The organism is Aestuariibaculum sp. YM273, from assembly GCF_030908365.1.
Lineage (GTDB): Bacteria > Bacteroidota > Bacteroidia > Flavobacteriales > Flavobacteriaceae > Aestuariibaculum > Aestuariibaculum marinum.
On record NZ_CP133090.1, the window covers coordinates 2014648 to 2031027 of the forward strand.

Annotated in this window: 12 protein-coding genes; 10 read left to right on the forward strand and 2 right to left on the reverse strand. The window is 32.6% G+C overall.

Going from position 1 to position 16380, the window contains the following annotated elements:
* The first annotated feature begins 10 nt into the window (after positions 1-10).
* From RBH94_RS08595 to RBH94_RS08610, 4 genes are all read left to right on the forward strand, one after another.
* Complete coding sequence (locus tag RBH94_RS08595) at positions 11-1495, forward strand: PKD-like family lipoprotein (protein WP_307880538.1); 1485 nt, start codon at positions 11-13, stop codon at positions 1493-1495.
* 102 nt (positions 1496-1597) lie between these two features.
* Positions 1598-2434: a thioredoxin fold domain-containing protein gene (locus RBH94_RS08600; RefSeq protein ID WP_307880539.1), complete on the forward strand. Its 837-nt coding sequence runs from the start codon at positions 1598-1600 to the stop codon at positions 2432-2434.
* A gap of 22 nt (positions 2435-2456) precedes the next feature.
* A complete protein-coding gene (locus tag RBH94_RS08605; protein ID WP_307880540.1) occupies positions 2457-3503 on the forward strand; it encodes a TlpA disulfide reductase family protein in 1047 nt (348 codons plus the stop codon).
* A gap of 81 nt (positions 3504-3584) precedes the next feature.
* Positions 3585-4994, forward strand: coding sequence for a TlpA disulfide reductase family protein (locus tag RBH94_RS08610; RefSeq protein ID WP_307880541.1), 1410 nt, complete (start codon positions 3585-3587; stop codon positions 4992-4994).
* Positions 4995-5324: 330 nt separating this feature from the next.
* On the opposite strand, the gene RBH94_RS08615 is transcribed toward RBH94_RS08610, so the two are convergent.
* On the reverse strand, positions 5325-5906 hold the full coding sequence (locus tag RBH94_RS08615) for an RNA polymerase sigma factor (RefSeq protein ID WP_307880542.1): 582 nt from the start codon (positions 5904-5906) through the stop codon (positions 5325-5327).
* A 122-nt stretch (positions 5907-6028) separates the two neighbouring features.
* Between RBH94_RS08615 and RBH94_RS08620 the strand changes: the two genes are divergently transcribed.
* From RBH94_RS08620 to RBH94_RS08640, 5 genes are all read left to right on the forward strand, one after another.
* Positions 6029-7192, forward strand: a complete 1164-nt coding sequence (locus tag RBH94_RS08620; protein ID WP_307880543.1) for a FecR family protein — start codon at positions 6029-6031, stop codon at positions 7190-7192.
* Positions 7193-7386: 194 nt separating this feature from the next.
* Complete coding sequence (locus RBH94_RS08625; RefSeq protein ID WP_307880544.1) at positions 7387-10962, forward strand: SusC/RagA family TonB-linked outer membrane protein; 3576 nt, start codon at positions 7387-7389, stop codon at positions 10960-10962.
* Positions 10963-10975: 13 nt separating this feature from the next.
* The gene (locus RBH94_RS08630) at positions 10976-12394 is read left to right on the forward strand and encodes a RagB/SusD family nutrient uptake outer membrane protein (protein WP_307880545.1); all 1419 of its coding nucleotides are present in this window, start codon (positions 10976-10978) and stop codon (positions 12392-12394) included.
* 91 nt (positions 12395-12485) lie between these two features.
* A complete protein-coding gene (locus RBH94_RS08635; RefSeq protein WP_307880546.1) occupies positions 12486-13154 on the forward strand; it encodes a DUF2927 domain-containing protein in 669 nt (222 codons plus the stop codon).
* 33 nt (positions 13155-13187) lie between these two features.
* Complete coding sequence (locus tag RBH94_RS08640) at positions 13188-14246, forward strand: thioredoxin family protein (RefSeq protein WP_307880547.1); 1059 nt, start codon at positions 13188-13190, stop codon at positions 14244-14246.
* Positions 14247-14382: 136 nt separating this feature from the next.
* On the opposite strand, the gene RBH94_RS08645 is transcribed toward RBH94_RS08640, so the two are convergent.
* Complete coding sequence (locus RBH94_RS08645; protein WP_307880548.1) at positions 14383-14964, reverse strand: RNA polymerase sigma factor; 582 nt, start codon at positions 14962-14964, stop codon at positions 14383-14385.
* Between the two features lie 121 nt (positions 14965-15085).
* On the opposite strand from RBH94_RS08645, the gene RBH94_RS08650 reads away from it, so the two are divergent.
* Complete coding sequence (locus RBH94_RS08650) at positions 15086-16255, forward strand: FecR family protein (protein WP_307880549.1); 1170 nt, start codon at positions 15086-15088, stop codon at positions 16253-16255.
* The last annotated feature ends 125 nt before the right edge of the window (positions 16256-16380 follow it).

Below are 16380 nucleotides of genomic sequence, written 5' to 3' on the forward strand. Positions count from 1 at the left end.
AAAGTAAATTATGTTTAAAAATATAAAATTTCAGATCATTTTAGCATTAGTATTTAGCATGCTATTCTGGTCTTGTAGTGAAGATCTTGGTAATTACGACTATGTAGACATTAATCAGGTAGAGTTTGAAGGTATAGCATCAAATTATACGGCATTGTTTGGAGAACCTTTTGAGATTATTCCAACTTTAAATTATACTAAAGATGGTAGTGCAGATGAAAGTAGATATAGTTACGAATGGGTGGCCTATAACGAAACAGCACTACAGGCAGACCAAAAATGGCCTTTGGCAACGACAAAAAATCTACAATTAGAAGCACTTACTGTTCCTCCAAACGATTACAATGTAAGGTATTTAGTTACAGATGTTGAAACTGGTGTACAATGGAGTACATCTTTTAAATTGAATGTAGAAAGTACAATATCAGAAGGGTGGATGGTCTTGAACGATGTTAATGGAGTTGCTCGTTTAGATATGGTTTCTAAAGTAGCAGGAGAATATAGTCCTATTTATGATGTGTTGGATTATGCTAATTCTTCATTGACTTTAGAAGGCGCTCCGGTAAATGTTTATTGCTATGCTTACGATCCGCAATTTTATGGTATATATGTAACTACAGAGGGTACAGGTACAACTAAAATAGAGCCTGATACTTTTGATTGGAAAGTAGAGTATTACCTTTCTTTTGAAATGCTGTCTGATGTTCCTACGGATTTTGGTGCCGATTTTATTGAAAGAACTGGGGGGAATGAAAGTGTTATGTATAAAGATGGTAATTTTTATTACTATGTACGAGTTTATCAGTATCGATATGGTGTGCCTATAAATATTGTGGATGGAGAAGTAGAGCCATTTAAGGCAGCTCCTTTTGTTGGTGCTGTGGGACAATTTAGAGGTGCTAATCTATATTATGATGTAGAGGAAAGACGTTTTCTACGCCAATCATGGGGCGCTCAAAAATGTAATGTTATGCCTGAAGGGACCTTATTCGATTATAACACGGGTAAAGACTTGTTGTTTATGGATGGAACCTCGTATAATGGAGGAGAGGTTTTCGCCATTTTAAAAGAACCAGGTCTTGAAAAGCTATTTTTAGCCAGAATGAGTAGCGGTATATTTGGAAGGATAAATCAAGTATATTATGAAGAGATTCCTGCCGAGATTGCCGCAGATATGGCTCAGGCAGATCATTTTGCTGTTAGCCCACAATTTGGGTATGTCTTTTATAATGTTGGAGGCAAAATATATGAATACGATTTTGGTCTCAAACAAACCAAATTAATGATAGATAGGGGAGATGAGGAAGTTACCGTATTGAAATTTCAAAAATTATCTCCATATTCAAATAGTTTGTTGTTAGCCACCCATGGGGCAGGAGCATCTAGTGGTAAAATGTCTCTTTACGAGGTTGCTCCAGTTAATGGAGATTTAGTGCCATTAGAATCATATGATGGTTTCGGAAAAATTGTAAGTATATCTTACCGCGACCAATAATGATTTACAAAATAATGTAATGAAAAAGGGTTGGTTGTTATCAATCAACCCTTTTCTATGATGTGTTTTTAGTAAATCGTTTTTGTAATTCAAATTTAAAAAATGATGAAAAATATTATAAAGAACATTGTTGTTTTAATTGCTTTAAGTGTATCTAATTCAACATTTTCTCAGACTCATTTTGTTAAAGAATCTTGGGAGAACGTATTGGATATAGCTAAAAAGGAAAATAAGCTAATTTTTGTTGATTTATATTTTAATGGGTGTTTTCCTTGTAAGCAAATGGATGATAAGATATTTCCCGATCCAAAGGTTGCAATGGTATTAAATGAGGCTTTTGTCGCTTTTAAGTCAGATATCTTTAAAGAGGACATAGGAAAAAGAATTTCTAGAAAATATGGTGTAGCACTATATCCTTCTTTTATCGTTTTAGATTCAACCGGTAATACACTTGAAGTAACTTCAGGTTATCATACAGTAGAGCAGTTTATAGGATTGTTAAACAAAGCAAAAGAAAAAGCTGTAAGTAAAGAGTTTAAATCTTACTCAGTTGGATTAGAAGGTGATTATCCCGAGTTTTTTAGTGATGCTTATCTAAAAAATAAAAGAAATGTAACATTTGACGTTGTTGATATGTATCTAAAATCTCAAAGCAATTTAAGCGCCGAAATTCCATTCGCTGTAATTACAGGATTAAAAGTAGGAGGAGAATATGCCGATTATGTTATTGATCATGCTAAAGATTTGACTGAAGCTTATGGCAGAGTACCTGTTAGAAATTATATAGCTCATATAGTCAATAATAAAGCCAAGAGATTTGGAGCGGAACAAAATCAAGAAGCTTTTGAAGGACTTTTAAAAAAGGTAAAGCCTTCCTTTACAAATCAAGAATGGGAAAAGTTTAATGCTAGTTTTCAAAAAAAATTTAAAACTAATTAAAAAAATAGAATAAAAATTTACAATGAAAAAGATTCAATATTTAGCCTTGTTTGTAATAGTAATTTTGATGTATTCCTGTAAAACAGAGCAACCGCATCCTAACTATGTAAAATTAACAGGAACTATAACAAATACAAACTCGGATACGATTGCCTTATATGAAATGGGAGGTGCTAGTAAAGAAATTACCATTAATGATAACGGATCTTTTGTCGATACTTTCAAAGTAAAGGGACCAGGAAATGACGTGCATCTACTTTTGGAAAGGGATAAAGTAATGATAAGATTATATGCAGAAAATGGTTCTAATATTCATGTTGAAGCAGATACTAAGGAGATAGAAAACACTCTTAAGTTTACTAAAGATTTTGCTGATTATAACAATTATATTAATGAGAAATTTGCAATCATGGGCTCTGATATTGGTTTTGATAAAAAAACATGGTATCGCTTTGAGGAGACCGAGTTTAATGAACATATTAATATCTTAAAAAAGGCTTTAAACGAAGCATTAAATTCTTATCAAAATATCACAGCAGATCAAAAGGAATCGGAACACATCTTTATAGAGCGTTACATAAAAAATATCAGTTCTAAATATAAATCGGAACACAGCTTTGCTTCAAAACTTAATAAAGGGAGTGTTTCTCCAGTATTTGAAAATTACGAGAATATAGACGGTACCCAGACGTCGTTATCAGATTTTAAAGGAAAATATGTTTTTATCGATGTTTGGGCAACTTGGTGTGTACCATGTAAAGTGCAAATTCCATTTTTAGAGGAGTTAGAAGAGGAGTATAAAAATGAAAATATTGTTTTTATAAGCATGTCGGTAGATAAACAAGATGATAAAGAGAAATGGATCAAAATGGTGAAAGATAAAAATATGTCTGGGGTTCAGATATTGGCACCAAACGAAACAGGATCCGATTTTACAAGAGCTTATAATATAAATTCTATTCCTCGATTTATATTCATTGACCCACAAGGAAATATTGTGGATTTCGATGCGCCTAAACCTTCAAATAAAGAGGCTATCCATAACTTATTAGACGTCGTGAAATCTTAACAAGAAAAGTGAATTTTGACTTTTTAATAAAAAAAACGAGAGGCTATTTGCATTTAGCAATGGTTTTTAAAATATAATATAATGATAAAGAAGCAATTTTTTTATGTGTTGGCTAGTTGCCTGTTCATTGTAAATATGTTACACGCAAAATCTAAAACAAATTTAACTACGGTAACAGGTCATTTGAATTTCGAATCGAAAACAGGTCAGGTTACATTGCATCATGTCGTTGATGGGCAACTAGAAGTTCACTCAACAACCTTAGTAAATCAGGATGGTGATTTTGGTTTTCAGATACCTGTAAAAGTACCAGGGTTTTATTTTGTGGATTACGGACAGTATAATGACAGATTAAGAGGGCAAGTTATTCGTTTATATATTCAGCCTGGTTTGGAAATTAAAATGGATATTAATGAGGGAGACTATATTTTAAAAGGGAAAAAGAATGGATATAATGATTTGGTTCAAAAAGCAAATTCGATAAATAATACTTTTAGAGAATACAACCGCATTGGAGGGTTGATTACTTATAAAGATTTTTTCCCGTTTTTAGAGGATGAAGGGACTAAAATGGTAGAAGCGTTTAAACAATCAATAAATACGAAAGATAAAGATTTTAATGAGCTCTTGAAATTGGCTGTTCAGGCAGATTATGAAACAGAATTGTATATGTTTTTCCAATTACCGAGAGTAGCTCATCCTGAAAAAGATAATAGGCCACAGCAATATAGAGATCTATTTTCAGATGGTATTAAGTTTTCGAATCCTGATGTTTTAAAATTAGATAATGGTGTAATGTGGATGTATAGATATTTTTACTACTATAGATATCATCTAGATGCTCCAGTGCCTAAATTAGAGATTATTGAAAACGATATTAAACATATTTCAGATGTTAAAATAAAAGAAATTTACATTCTTGCAATGTTAAAAAGAATAAAGTTTAAGCCAGAGGAATATGAAAAAATTATTCCGCCATTATATAAATATTTAACTTCAGAGAAAAGTAAAAATTATACTCTCGAATACGAAAAACAACTACACAAAGATAAAGGTCAAGCCGGTTTTGAATTTACCTATGAAGATGTAGATGGCAATCCAGTTTCTTTTGCAGATTTTAGAGGTAAATTTGTTTATATAGATGTATGGGCAACATGGTGTGGACCTTGTAAAAAGCAAATTCCATATTTAAAGGAATTAGAGCATGACTATAAAGGAAAGGATATTGTTTTCGTTAGTATTTCTGTGGATAAAATTAAAGATAAGCAGAAGTGGATAGATTTTGTTAGAAGTGAAGATTTAGGAGGCGTTCAGCTAATGGTTGATAATGATTTTAGTTCAGGTATTGCCAAAAACTATGAGATTAATGCTATTCCACGATTTTTGTTATTTGATAAAGAAGGTAAGATTATTTCCACCGATGCCATGCGTCCTTCAGATCCTTTGTTAAAAGAACAGTTTGACGAGTTGCTAGGTTTGGAAAAAAATTAGAATAGCATATACATTAGAAAAAAAAGACACCTTATTGGATTAGAAGTGTCTTTTTTGTTTGATTAATTAATTATATTTTAGTAAAAATTTAAATAACAAAGTGAACACAAAACTGAACACGTTTTGGAACACGAATTTAAAATATAGCGTCCGGGAAGCCCTTATTTTGTGTTATGGGTTAGTCAGGTGATGAACTCATAACCCGAAGGTCACAGGTTCGAGTCCTGTTCCCGATACGAAGCTTAAGTAAAGTAAAATCAACGGTTTAGTGAAAACTAAACCGTTTTTTTATGGCTAATATTTCTGATATATTGCAAGCCCAGAGTTTATTTAATACTTGGTTTTGGAATTAAGTTTAAATAATAAGAATAAAATGCCTTCCATTTTATCACCAACCTTCTGTCTTATAATTTCAAAAGCCTTATACATTTGGTTTTCTACGGTTCTTACAGATATATTTTGGTGATCTGCAATTTCGTTATAGGTAAGACCCTCTAGTTTAGCCATGGTAAAAATGGTTTTACACTTTGGAGGAAGGTTTGAAATTTCTTTTTTTACAACTTCAATTAGCCTATTAATTTCATTATAATCTGTGTCTTCAACAATGGCATTCAGATGTTTTATATGCTCTTCTTCTAGAGGAGACATAATTTTACTTCTTCGGTATTGGTCTATGAATTCGTTGTAAACGGCTTTGTATAAGTAGTTTTTTATAGAGATATCTAACGATAACTTTTTTCTTTTGTGCCAGACTTTAAAAAACACATTCTGCACAATGTCTTCGGCCTTAAATTTATCTTTTGTTAATCCCTGAGCATAAATACATAATCTGGTGTAATATTCATCCATTATGTAAGCATAGGCGCTTTCATTTCCTTCAATTAAATTTTCAATAAGGATTTTATTATTCACCTGAATAAACGTCGGATTAAGTGTTAAATAAGTTGAAAGTTTGTGTAAACATATAATTTTTTTTCTAAAAAATGTGGGTGGTATTAATTCTCATTCGTAATAATAGTATAACCTTTTATAAAATGACAGAAAGAGATAAAAAAGCATCAGTGAAATTTCTTGCAAATGAGGCGAATATTGATGATTTGGCTCATTTGAATGAATGGCTTAAAGACTCTAAAAACAACCAACTATTTAAAAACTACATTAAATCGAATTATATAATGGATTCAGGATTGAATACTTTTAATTCGGAAATTTTCAAGAAAAATTATTTAAAAATAATACGTGAAGAAAAACGTAAAGAAAGACGCTTAAAAATTTATAGATGGTCTAGTTACGCAGCGGCTATTCTAGTTGTGGCTTTGTTAATAGGAAATTTTGTTTTTAATGGTTTGTTCGATAATTCGAAAGACCAATTAGTTCCTATTATTGTAAACAACAATATTAAACCCGGAGAAAACAAGGCTGTTTTAACTTTAGATGATGGTGAAGAAATAATCTTTACTAAAGGTACTTCCATGCAAACACAAAATGCCATAAGTGATGGAGAGGAAATTATCTATAGCGCTAATTCCAATAGTACAGAATTGGTTTTTAATACGCTGACTATTCCTCGGGGCGGTCGATTTTTTATAAGACTTTCTGATGGTACACAGGTATGGCTAAATTCAGAATCGCAATTGAAATATCCTGTAAGTTTTATTGAAGGAGAAATGCGTGAAGTTGAGTTGGTTTATGGTGAAGCCTATTTTGATGTATCTCATAGTTCAGAACATGGTGGTACTCATTTTAAGGTTTTAAATAATAATCAAGAGGTTGAAGTTTTAGGTACAACTTTCAATATTAAAACCTATAATGAAGACCAGTCGGTTTACACCACATTGGTAACTGGGAAAGTTATGCTAACTGCCAATGGAGCGCATCAGTTTTTAGCTCCAGGAGAACAGGTTAAATTGACTAAATCTAATGGTAAAATGATTAAAAATAAGGTAAATACAAACACAGTGATTTCCTGGATTGATGGGAATTTCGATTTCAACAATGTGCCTTTAGGAGAAATTATGAAAGTACTCTCCAGATGGTATGATATGGATGTGAGGTTTCGAGATGAAAATTTAAAAGACCAGCGATTTACTGGAAGGTTAAGTAAAAATCACTCTATCGAAGATGTTTTATCTAGTATAAAGGGAGCCGAAATTATAAGCAACTACGAAATTAATAACAAACAACTTACTATAAAATAATGAATAGCCTATGACTTAAAAACAGATAATTCTAAATAAAAACAAAAAAAGGAGGAAATCAGTTTACACCGTCCAAAGTAGAAAACTGGTATCCCTCCGCTAACAGTATTAATTAAAATAACTAACACCAAAACAAATTTATGGAAATAAAATTAACTAAAAGGCGTTTTTTAAAGCGGCTTCTTATTCTGTGTATGAGAACATTTATCTTTTTTTTATGTACTACAGTATTTGGTTTATCTTCAGTGCATTTAGAATCTCAAAATGCTAAAATTGTTATTCAGAAAGATCAGACTGTGACAGTAGATGAGGTTTTCGATATTATTCGAGAGCAGACAAAAGATTACATGTTTATTTATAAAGCAGAATTATTTAAAGACTTCCCAAAAGTTCAGTTAAATAAAGGGGTTATTCGCATGGGTGCTCTTATTAGTAAAAGTCTTAAAGGGAGAGATTTAGATGTTATTCTTACCCAAAATAATACCATATTAATCAAAAAATCTTCAATTTTTCAAAGTATAAAAGTAGAAGGTCAAGTTTTAGATCAATCAGGTATGCCTGTTCCGGGCGTAACGGTTTTAATAAAGGGAACTATTAAAGGTGTGTCTACAGATTTTGATGGGAAGTATGCTATAACAGTACCGTCTTCAGAGAATATTCTGGTGTTTTCAGCTTTAGGTTTTAAAAAGAAAGAAGTTCTTGTTGATAACCAAAATGTTATAAATATAACATTAGAAGAAGATATAGCAGAACTTGATGCCGTAGAATTAGTGTCTACAGGGTATCAAACCATTTCAAAAGAGCGTAGTGCAGGCGCATATTCTAAACCAGATATGGAGGTGTTTCAGAACCGTAGCAGTAGTATGAATGTTGCCGAACGGTTAGATGGTTTAATTCCAGGTCTTACGGTTAACAGAAGCCCTGGAGCGGAGTTTTTTAATCCGCTATTAGTAAGAGGTTTGTCAACTTTACAATTAACACAAACAAGTCCGTTAATTGTTGTAGACGGTATTCCTATTGCCGATATAGCACCTCAAACATCAAGTGCAGTGGCTTTATCTGGGTTATTAAATATCAACCCTCAAGATATTAAAGATATTACGGTATTGAAAGACGCAACGGCAGCATCTATTTGGGGGGCTCGTGCTGCAAACGGAGTAATCGTAATCAATACTAAAAAAGGAGGAAATTCAGGCGAGGTAGAATTTCAGTACGATACGTTTGTTTCAACCGAAGGAAGATCAGATTTAGATTATTTGAGACAAATGAATAGTAATGAATTTATTCAGGTAGCCGAAAACCTTTTCGATCCGTCAAGAAATACATACGATGCCGTAACAGGTTATACTACCACAGGAAATAGCATTCCACCTCACGAACGTATTTTATATGATGAGTATCGAGGGATAATTAGCAGCACAACAGCAAGAAGAAGCCTAGATAGTTTAGCATCAATAAATAATAGAAATCAAATTGAGAAAATCTGGTATCGTCCTTCAGTTTTAACAACACATACACTTTCTGTTTCTGGTGGAGGTGAGAAATATGCTTTCTATGGTTCAGGGAATTATACCGGAACCCAAAGTCATACTCCGGGAGAAAAAGACAATAGGTATAAGTTAAATTTAAGGCAAAACTTTAAAGTAGGTAAACGTTTTAATATAGATTTAATTACAGATGTCACCTATCAGGATAAATTTAGTCCAAATAATATAAATGTAGATAGTCGCTTTTTGCCTTATCAATTATTTAGAGATGCTAATGGGAATAATATAGAAATGTCTCACATGACACAATTAAACGATTCCATTAGAACGGTAATGCAAGATGCCAGTCGTATTGATTTAAGTTATACACCTTTAGATGAGATTGATTATGCATATTCTGAAAGCAAAACAAAATCGATAAGGAATAATCTTGGTTTCGATATTGATATAGTTGAAGGACTAAAGTTTCAGGGCAAATATGGTTATACATTAAACACCGTGGATAATGAAGATTATACCGACCATTTAGCTATCGGAGAAAGAACCGAGTTAGTTGAATTCACTGTTGTGCCATCGGCAGGTGCTGCACCGGTATATTATTTGCCTTCAACGGGAGGTAAATACGGAACAAGAAGAACAGATGTAGAAGCATGGACGGTAAGAAATCAGTTAACCTTTAGTCAATCCTGGAACGATTTAAAACACCAACTTAATTTAATAGCAGGTCAGGAATCTCAAGAGCAACTTAGTATAACCAAGTTAAGCCAAGTGAGAGGCTATGATGATAGGTTACAAACTTACGAACAAATAGAATATAGTGATTTAGCATTGTTATATAATACAGTGAAGCCAAACTACTATAATTTACCAGCCTATGGTTTGGTTATTAGTAGCATGAATGAAGAACGTTATTTTGGGCGTTCAGAATCGGTTACTAGATTTACGTCTTATTATGGTAATGTGGCTTATACTTTTAATCAGAAATATTCTGTAAATGGAAGTGTTAGAAACGATCAAAGTAATTTATTTGGTTTAGATAAATCGGCGCAAAATAAGCCTGTATGGAGCGTTGGAGGACGATGGGATGTTGGTAAAGAGTCGTTCTTTAAAAATTCCAATTGGTTACATGCATTAGCTTTAAGAGCAACTTATGGAATTGCAGGTAATGCACCAAGGCCCGGTACAGCTGCATCATTCGATATTTTATCACCTACATCAAGCTTTTTCTTTCCAGAGGTGGGATTAAGAATTTCAACTCCAGGAAATAGGAAATTAAGTTGGGAACGTACAGCAACCCAAAATTTTGGTATAGATTTCAATATCATTGGGCGTATTTCAGGTTCGGTAGATTATTACCAACGTAGAACAGAAGATTTACTAGGAACTATTCCAACCAATCCGCTTACAGGTTATAGTAGTGTAACAGGTAATTTAGGTGATATAAATAATGATGGAATTGAAGTGTCTTTGCAAACAAGAAACATTGTCTCAAAAGATTTTTCTTGGACTACTACCTTGAATTTAGCACACAATAAAAATAAGCTAACCAAACTTAATCTAACCGAAGAGACAACTTCAGGAGATGTTAGAGTTAGAGAGCAGTTTGTCGTTGGCTATCCTACATTTGGTTTATTTGCTTATGATTATGCAGGTCTTGATGAAAACGGAGATCCACAAATTAAATTGGCCGATGGAACTATAACCACAGATCCTAACGTGACAACTCCAGAAGATATTAAGTTTATGGGTACAACACAGCCTGTGTGGAATGGTGGATTTGGAAATACCCTAGCTTACAAGAACCTGTCTTTAAATGTAAATGCAGTATATAGTTTTGGTCATGTTATGCGTCGAGATGTTAATACGTTCTATAGTGGAACTCGTTTATATGCAGGTAATTATAATTTTACTTCAGGAAATATTAATGAAGATTTTTTAAATAGATGGCAGCAATCCGGTGATGAAAATATAACAAATATACCTCGTCATGTTGTAGCAGAAGACGGCACACGAAATACAAACTATTATATACTTGGAGATAATAATGTAATAAGTGGTTCATTTATTAAAATTAGAGATATAAACTTAGTATATAAATTACCTTCAAACATCTTCGGAAAGACTAATTGGATTAAGCAAGTTACAGTTAGAGGACAAGTTTCTAATATTCTGTTATGGGCAAATAATGACGATGGTATTGATCCTGAATATCATTACTTCGGAGGAACCAGAACGCTTAAGCCAGGAGAAAGAATAACCTTGGGGTTAAATGTTAAATTCTAAAAAAAGTATTTCTATGAAACTTAAATATAATAACATACATTATAAATTATTATTCCTTTTATTTGCAGCCATTTTTACCTCATGTTCAGATGATTTTCTTGAGGTTATCCCAAAAGGTAGATTAATAGCTGAAAAGGTTGTAGACTACGATAAAATGTTCTACAATTTAAATCTGGTAAATATGAGGTCTACCAATGCTCAGGTGCCTTTAGGGCCAGAGTTTATAGCTTTCGAACCACAGTTTAGTAGTGCCGATTTACGTACGCAACGTTTGTATAAATGGGAAGCTCTTGTTTATGAAGCCGAGCAGAATTCAGGTGAACTTGAAAACACAATGGAAAACCTTTATATCTATAATAAAATTATAAATGAGGTTTTACAGGCAACTGATGGGTTAGAACAAGATAAATTAGCCTTACAGGCTGAAGCTAAAGTAGGAAGAGCCTGGGTATATCTGTTATTAATTAATTATTATGGTTTGCCATATAACAGTGAAACCTCTGCAACCGATTTAGGATTTCCATTAATAACCGAAGCCGATCTTGTTGCATCAAATTTTACACGTGCTACCGTAAAAGAGGTTTACGATTTTATAATAGAAGATTTAACCTCTGCCATTCCTTATTTGCCAACTTCTGTAATAAGTAGATTTAGGTTAACCAAAGCAACAGGTAATGCCTTGCTGGGGAAAACCTATATGTTTATGGGGGAATTTGATAAAGCTGAACCTTATTTGGAAGATGCTTATAACCAGATGAGTAATATGGGAATTGAAGCGCGTTTAATTGATCACAACCAAGGATATTCAGGGCAACGTGTAGATACTGATCCAGAGAGCCTTTATGGAAAGCAAATAGTAAACAACTGGGCAAATACATCGAGTGAGTTTGCTGTGAAGCCAGAAGTTATGGCCTTATATAATGAAAACGATTTGCGTTTAAACCTGTATTCACCAAATATTAGAGGGGGCGGGGCCTACTCGGTCGAAGGTGCTAACCGAAAAGTTACAGGTAGCGGACAAACAGCATGTGGTGTTCGTATTCAGGAAATTTATTTGTTCAATGCTGAAGTAAAATGTCGTCTAAATGATTTAGAAGGCGCTGTTGAGGTGCTTGAAGAATTTAGACGCCACAGAATGCCTGCTGAATTTGCAGTTGTTCCGACTGATATTACTTCAGATAAAGAAGCATTACTTCGTTTTATTTTCGACGAGCGTTTACGCGAATTTGCAGGTTTAGGTTTTTACTGGTTCGATGTACGTCGTTTAACGGTTGATGTCGATATACCTACGCCTGTTTCAAATTTTACTCATACTGTTTATGATAGTCAAGGTAATGTTGTTAGTAGTCACACCTTAACAAAAGAGCGACTGGTATTAAGGTTTCCGCAAACCGTGTTAGATCAAAACCCTAATTTAACAGATAACGATTAGTGTTATGAAAGTTAACCAAGTTACAAGGTGTGTTAAACATGCTAATTTAAAATGTTTTAAGAATAAAAAATTATTAATCTTATTATACTTTTTGACACTTCTAATATCATGCTCTCAAGATGAAGATGCATTGCCAGAACCAATGGATAATGAAACGAGGGTTATTAATTATTTCAAAGAAATTGCATTAGGTTTTGAGTATGGAAATTTAAGTCACGTTACTAGGAAATGGACTTCAGATATGAGGGTGTTTGTTAGCGGAGCACCAAGTTCAGAATTAATTAGTGAATTGGATAGAATCATAGCAGAAATTAATGATTTAGCTACAGATGGATTTCAGATAACTGTTGTAAACGATTCTTTACAGTCTAATTATCATGTTTTTTTTGGAAGAGGTATGGATTATGCAGAAATATATCCAAGTCTATCTAATTTTGTGATTAATAATTCAGGATTGTTTACTGTTTCTACGAATAGTCAAAATCAATTAACGAGAGGACATATGTACGTAGATATTGAAAGAGAGCAATTAAACGGACAGAAACATTTGTTGCGTGAAGAATTAACACAATCTTTAGGATTGGCTCAAGATTCTTATTGGTATCCAGATAGTATTTTTCAGTCAGAATGGACTGTAGTTAATGAGTATACTTCAATTGATAGAGAATTAATAAGATTATTATATCACCCAGATATGACTACAGGATTAGACGAAGATCAGGTAGATGGAGTTTTGAGAGAAATTTTAAATGTAGAATAAAAGATTTGTGAAACTGCTTAGAATATAAAAATTATGATTAAAAAAATAGTATTGCTAATACCTTGTTTATTGTTGGTATTAAAAGTAGCTGCGCAAGGTGTAGCATTTCAGGATTTAACTTTAAATCAAGCTATAGAAAAAGCAAAAACAGAAGATAAATATGTGTTTATAGATTTTTATACAAGTTGGTGTGGTCCATGCAAGCTAATGGATGCTCAAGTATTTCCAAAAGAAGATGTAGGAACCTATTTTAATGAGAAGTTTGTGAGTTTAAAAGTTAATGCTGAGTCTGGTGTTGAAGGCGCTAAGTTGGCTAATAAATATAAAATTCGAGCTTATCCAACTTTTGTTATTTTAGACGATAAAGGCGATTTGGTACATATGTTTGCAGGCGGCCTTTTAGATACTCAAAAATTTATAGCCAAAGTTGAAACATCTTTTGATGCATCTAAAGCATTTGGAATGCTTCAGCAACGATACGATGCGGGTAAACGCGATAATGCAACAGTATCGGCATACCTTCAAGCTTTAATTGGTACCAGTACGATTAAACCAGATTCTCTGGTTAATAACTTTTATGATACCCTAAGCGATCAGGAAAAGGTAAGTGAAGAGGCTGCGTTTATTTTTGAAAGATTTGCACCAATAGACTCCGATAAGGCAATTTTTTTAGAAACCCATAGAGATGAGTTTAGAGACGTTTTAGGAAAAAATAGAGTCGATTCTATTTTAGTAAGCAAATATGAACAATATTTTGGCATTATAGCAAAAGGATACACAGGAAAGGCGTCGGTAGAAGGTGTAAACGAAAAGTTCGACCATGTAAATAGTTTAGGTATTTCAAATTTAAAAGCAATACCAGCGTTTACATCGGCTGCAATGTTACAATTAACAGAGTCAGGGAAAGATGATGTTTTAAAGGAAATTAATAATGCCATTCCAAATATTAGTGAAAGAGAAAAAGACTTAATGCTTTATATACTTATTCCAGGAATTAAAAAGTATCTAACCGACGAGGAAAAGGACAATTTATTAAAATTAGTTGATGATGAAGGTGTGAAAGGCTATGTTATTAGATCTGTTTACAGGTAAATAATATATAGCTAAATAATAAAAAAACCGCAGCTTTTAAGCTGCGGTTTTTTTTTTAAAATTCAAGCATGCTCTTATTTAAGCTCAGATAGTTTGTTTTCGATTGAAGACTTATATGTTGCTAGGGAACAATGAGCTAATTGGTTTTAATACCAAAAATCATAAATAAAATATTATTCATTTTGCTGCCTATGCGCTCTTTTAATACGTTCATTGCTTTGTGAATGTGCGCTTCTACCGATTTAATAGATATATTTAAGTAATTAGCAATTTCTATATTGGTTAAACCTTCCTTTCTACTTAAAATAAAAACTTCACGGCATTTTGGAGGAAGATTTTGTATTTCTTGTTTTATAAAATTTATAGCGTTTTCAGAAAAATTATTGTCATCGTCAGAAACAATTTTATCGAGAGCATTATAGTATTTTTGTTCCAGAGATAGTAACGCTTTATTCTTTTTATATTCGTTTATAAATTCGTTGTATACCGATTTAAATAAATAGTTTAGGAGAGAAGATTTAATGTTAATTTTTGAGCGTTGTTCCCAGGTTTTTAAAAATACATTTTGTACTACATCTTGAGCCATAGCACTATCGTTAGTTAGAGTTAAAGCATAAGCATAAAGTCGTTTGTTATACGTTTCTAAAGCAAACACAAACGCACTTTCTTTCCCTTTTTTTATGTCATTTATTAATGCCTTTTGATCTATGTATTTCATTGCTAGAAACTTGAAAATAATGTGCTCTATGCAAATATATCGAGAAATAAATGAAAAAAAGATGAAATAAAAGTTAGGGTATTGCAACTTTAGCTTTGTCATACTATAAATAAAACTAAAAATGAACGCTAAAAAAGTAGAGCTTGCCATTACAAAATATTTGGTTCATGAGGCAAATTTGGAAGATTTGGATTTACTGAATGAGTGGATTCAACATCCTGATAATGAATTGCTTTTTGAAAATTATGTTAGGGTACATTACAAGGCTACTTTAGCTGTGGCTGACTGTGATGTCAATGAAATAAAGACAGTTTTACTTGATAGAATTAAAAATGAAAACCGTAACGTTTTAAGGTTAAAAACAAGGAGGTCGATTATAAAGTATGCAGCGGCTGTTTTAGTTGGTGTTAGTTCTTTAGTTTATTTTTTTAGAGACGATATTGTTAAAGAAAGCAGTTTTGAAAACAATACAGTTATTATCAACAATAATATCACTCCAGGAGAGAGTAAAGCTAAACTTACTTTAGAAAATGGGGAAGAAATATTTTTTGTTAAAGGGACTTCGTTAAAAACAAAAAATGCAACTGCTAATGGGGAAGAAATTGTTTATGAAGATGCTGCAGATAGTGAAGAAATTGTTTATAATACCCTTACTATTCCAAGAGGGGGGCAGTTTTTTGTTACTCTTTCAGATGGAACTAAAGTGTGGTTAAATTCAGAGACCAAACTTAAATATCCCGTACATTTTATTAAAGGTAAATCACGTCAGGTAGAATTGCTATATGGCGAGGCTTTTTTCGAAGTGAGTCCTAGTGAATTAAATTCAGGCTCAGACTTTAGAGTAATTAGTTATGCTCAGGAAATACAGGTTTTAGGGACTAAATTTAATGTGAAGTCGTATCCGGAAGACAAAAATATTTATACCACATTACAAGAGGGAGAAGTTTCAATTAATTTACCAAACGAAAAGAGGTTACTAAAACCCAATCAGCAGGCAGTGGTTAATATAGAAAGTCAAAACATAGAAATTAAACCTGCAGATATTAGAACAGAAACAGCCTGGTTAAATGGTGAATTTATCTTAAAACACAAAACATTAAAAGCCATTATGCAAGAGTTATCAAGGTGGTATGATATGGATGTAGTGTTTGAAAATAAAAACCTTGAAGATGTTAAATTCGTAGGGGTTTTAGGAAAAGATCAAAGTATAGTCGAAATATTAAATACCATTCAAGGATTTGGAATAATTAACGGTTATGAAATAAACAACAAAAACGTTGTGATTAAATAATGAAGAATAAAAGCAGATGCTTTATGAGTGTCTTATAAAAAAAGGGAACGAAATTCAAACATTTGGCGGTGTCACAGATTTCGTCCCTATATCATGTAATAATTAAACAAATGTCTAACTAACAC

Coding starts and splice junctions, on each gene's coding strand:
- RBH94_RS08595 (WP_307880538.1), top strand. CDS start 11: ATGTTTAAAAATATAAAATTTCAGATCATTTTAGCATTAGTATTTAGC.
- RBH94_RS08600 (WP_307880539.1), top strand. CDS start 1,598: ATGATGAAAAATATTATAAAGAACATTGTTGTTTTAATTGCTTTAAGT.
- RBH94_RS08605 (WP_307880540.1), top strand. CDS start 2,457: ATGAAAAAGATTCAATATTTAGCCTTGTTTGTAATAGTAATTTTGATG.
- RBH94_RS08610 (WP_307880541.1), top strand. CDS start 3,585: ATGATAAAGAAGCAATTTTTTTATGTGTTGGCTAGTTGCCTGTTCATT.
- RBH94_RS08620 (WP_307880543.1), top strand. CDS start 6,029: ATGACAGAAAGAGATAAAAAAGCATCAGTGAAATTTCTTGCAAATGAG.
- RBH94_RS08625 (WP_307880544.1), top strand. CDS start 7,387: ATGAGAACATTTATCTTTTTTTTATGTACTACAGTATTTGGTTTATCT.
- RBH94_RS08630 (WP_307880545.1), top strand. CDS start 10,976: ATGAAACTTAAATATAATAACATACATTATAAATTATTATTCCTTTTA.
- RBH94_RS08640 (WP_307880547.1), top strand. CDS start 13,188: ATGATTAAAAAAATAGTATTGCTAATACCTTGTTTATTGTTGGTATTA.
- RBH94_RS08645 (WP_307880548.1), bottom strand. CDS start 14,964: ATGAAATACATAGATCAAAAGGCATTAATAAATGACATAAAAAAAGGG.
- RBH94_RS08650 (WP_307880549.1), top strand. CDS start 15,086: ATGAACGCTAAAAAAGTAGAGCTTGCCATTACAAAATATTTGGTTCAT.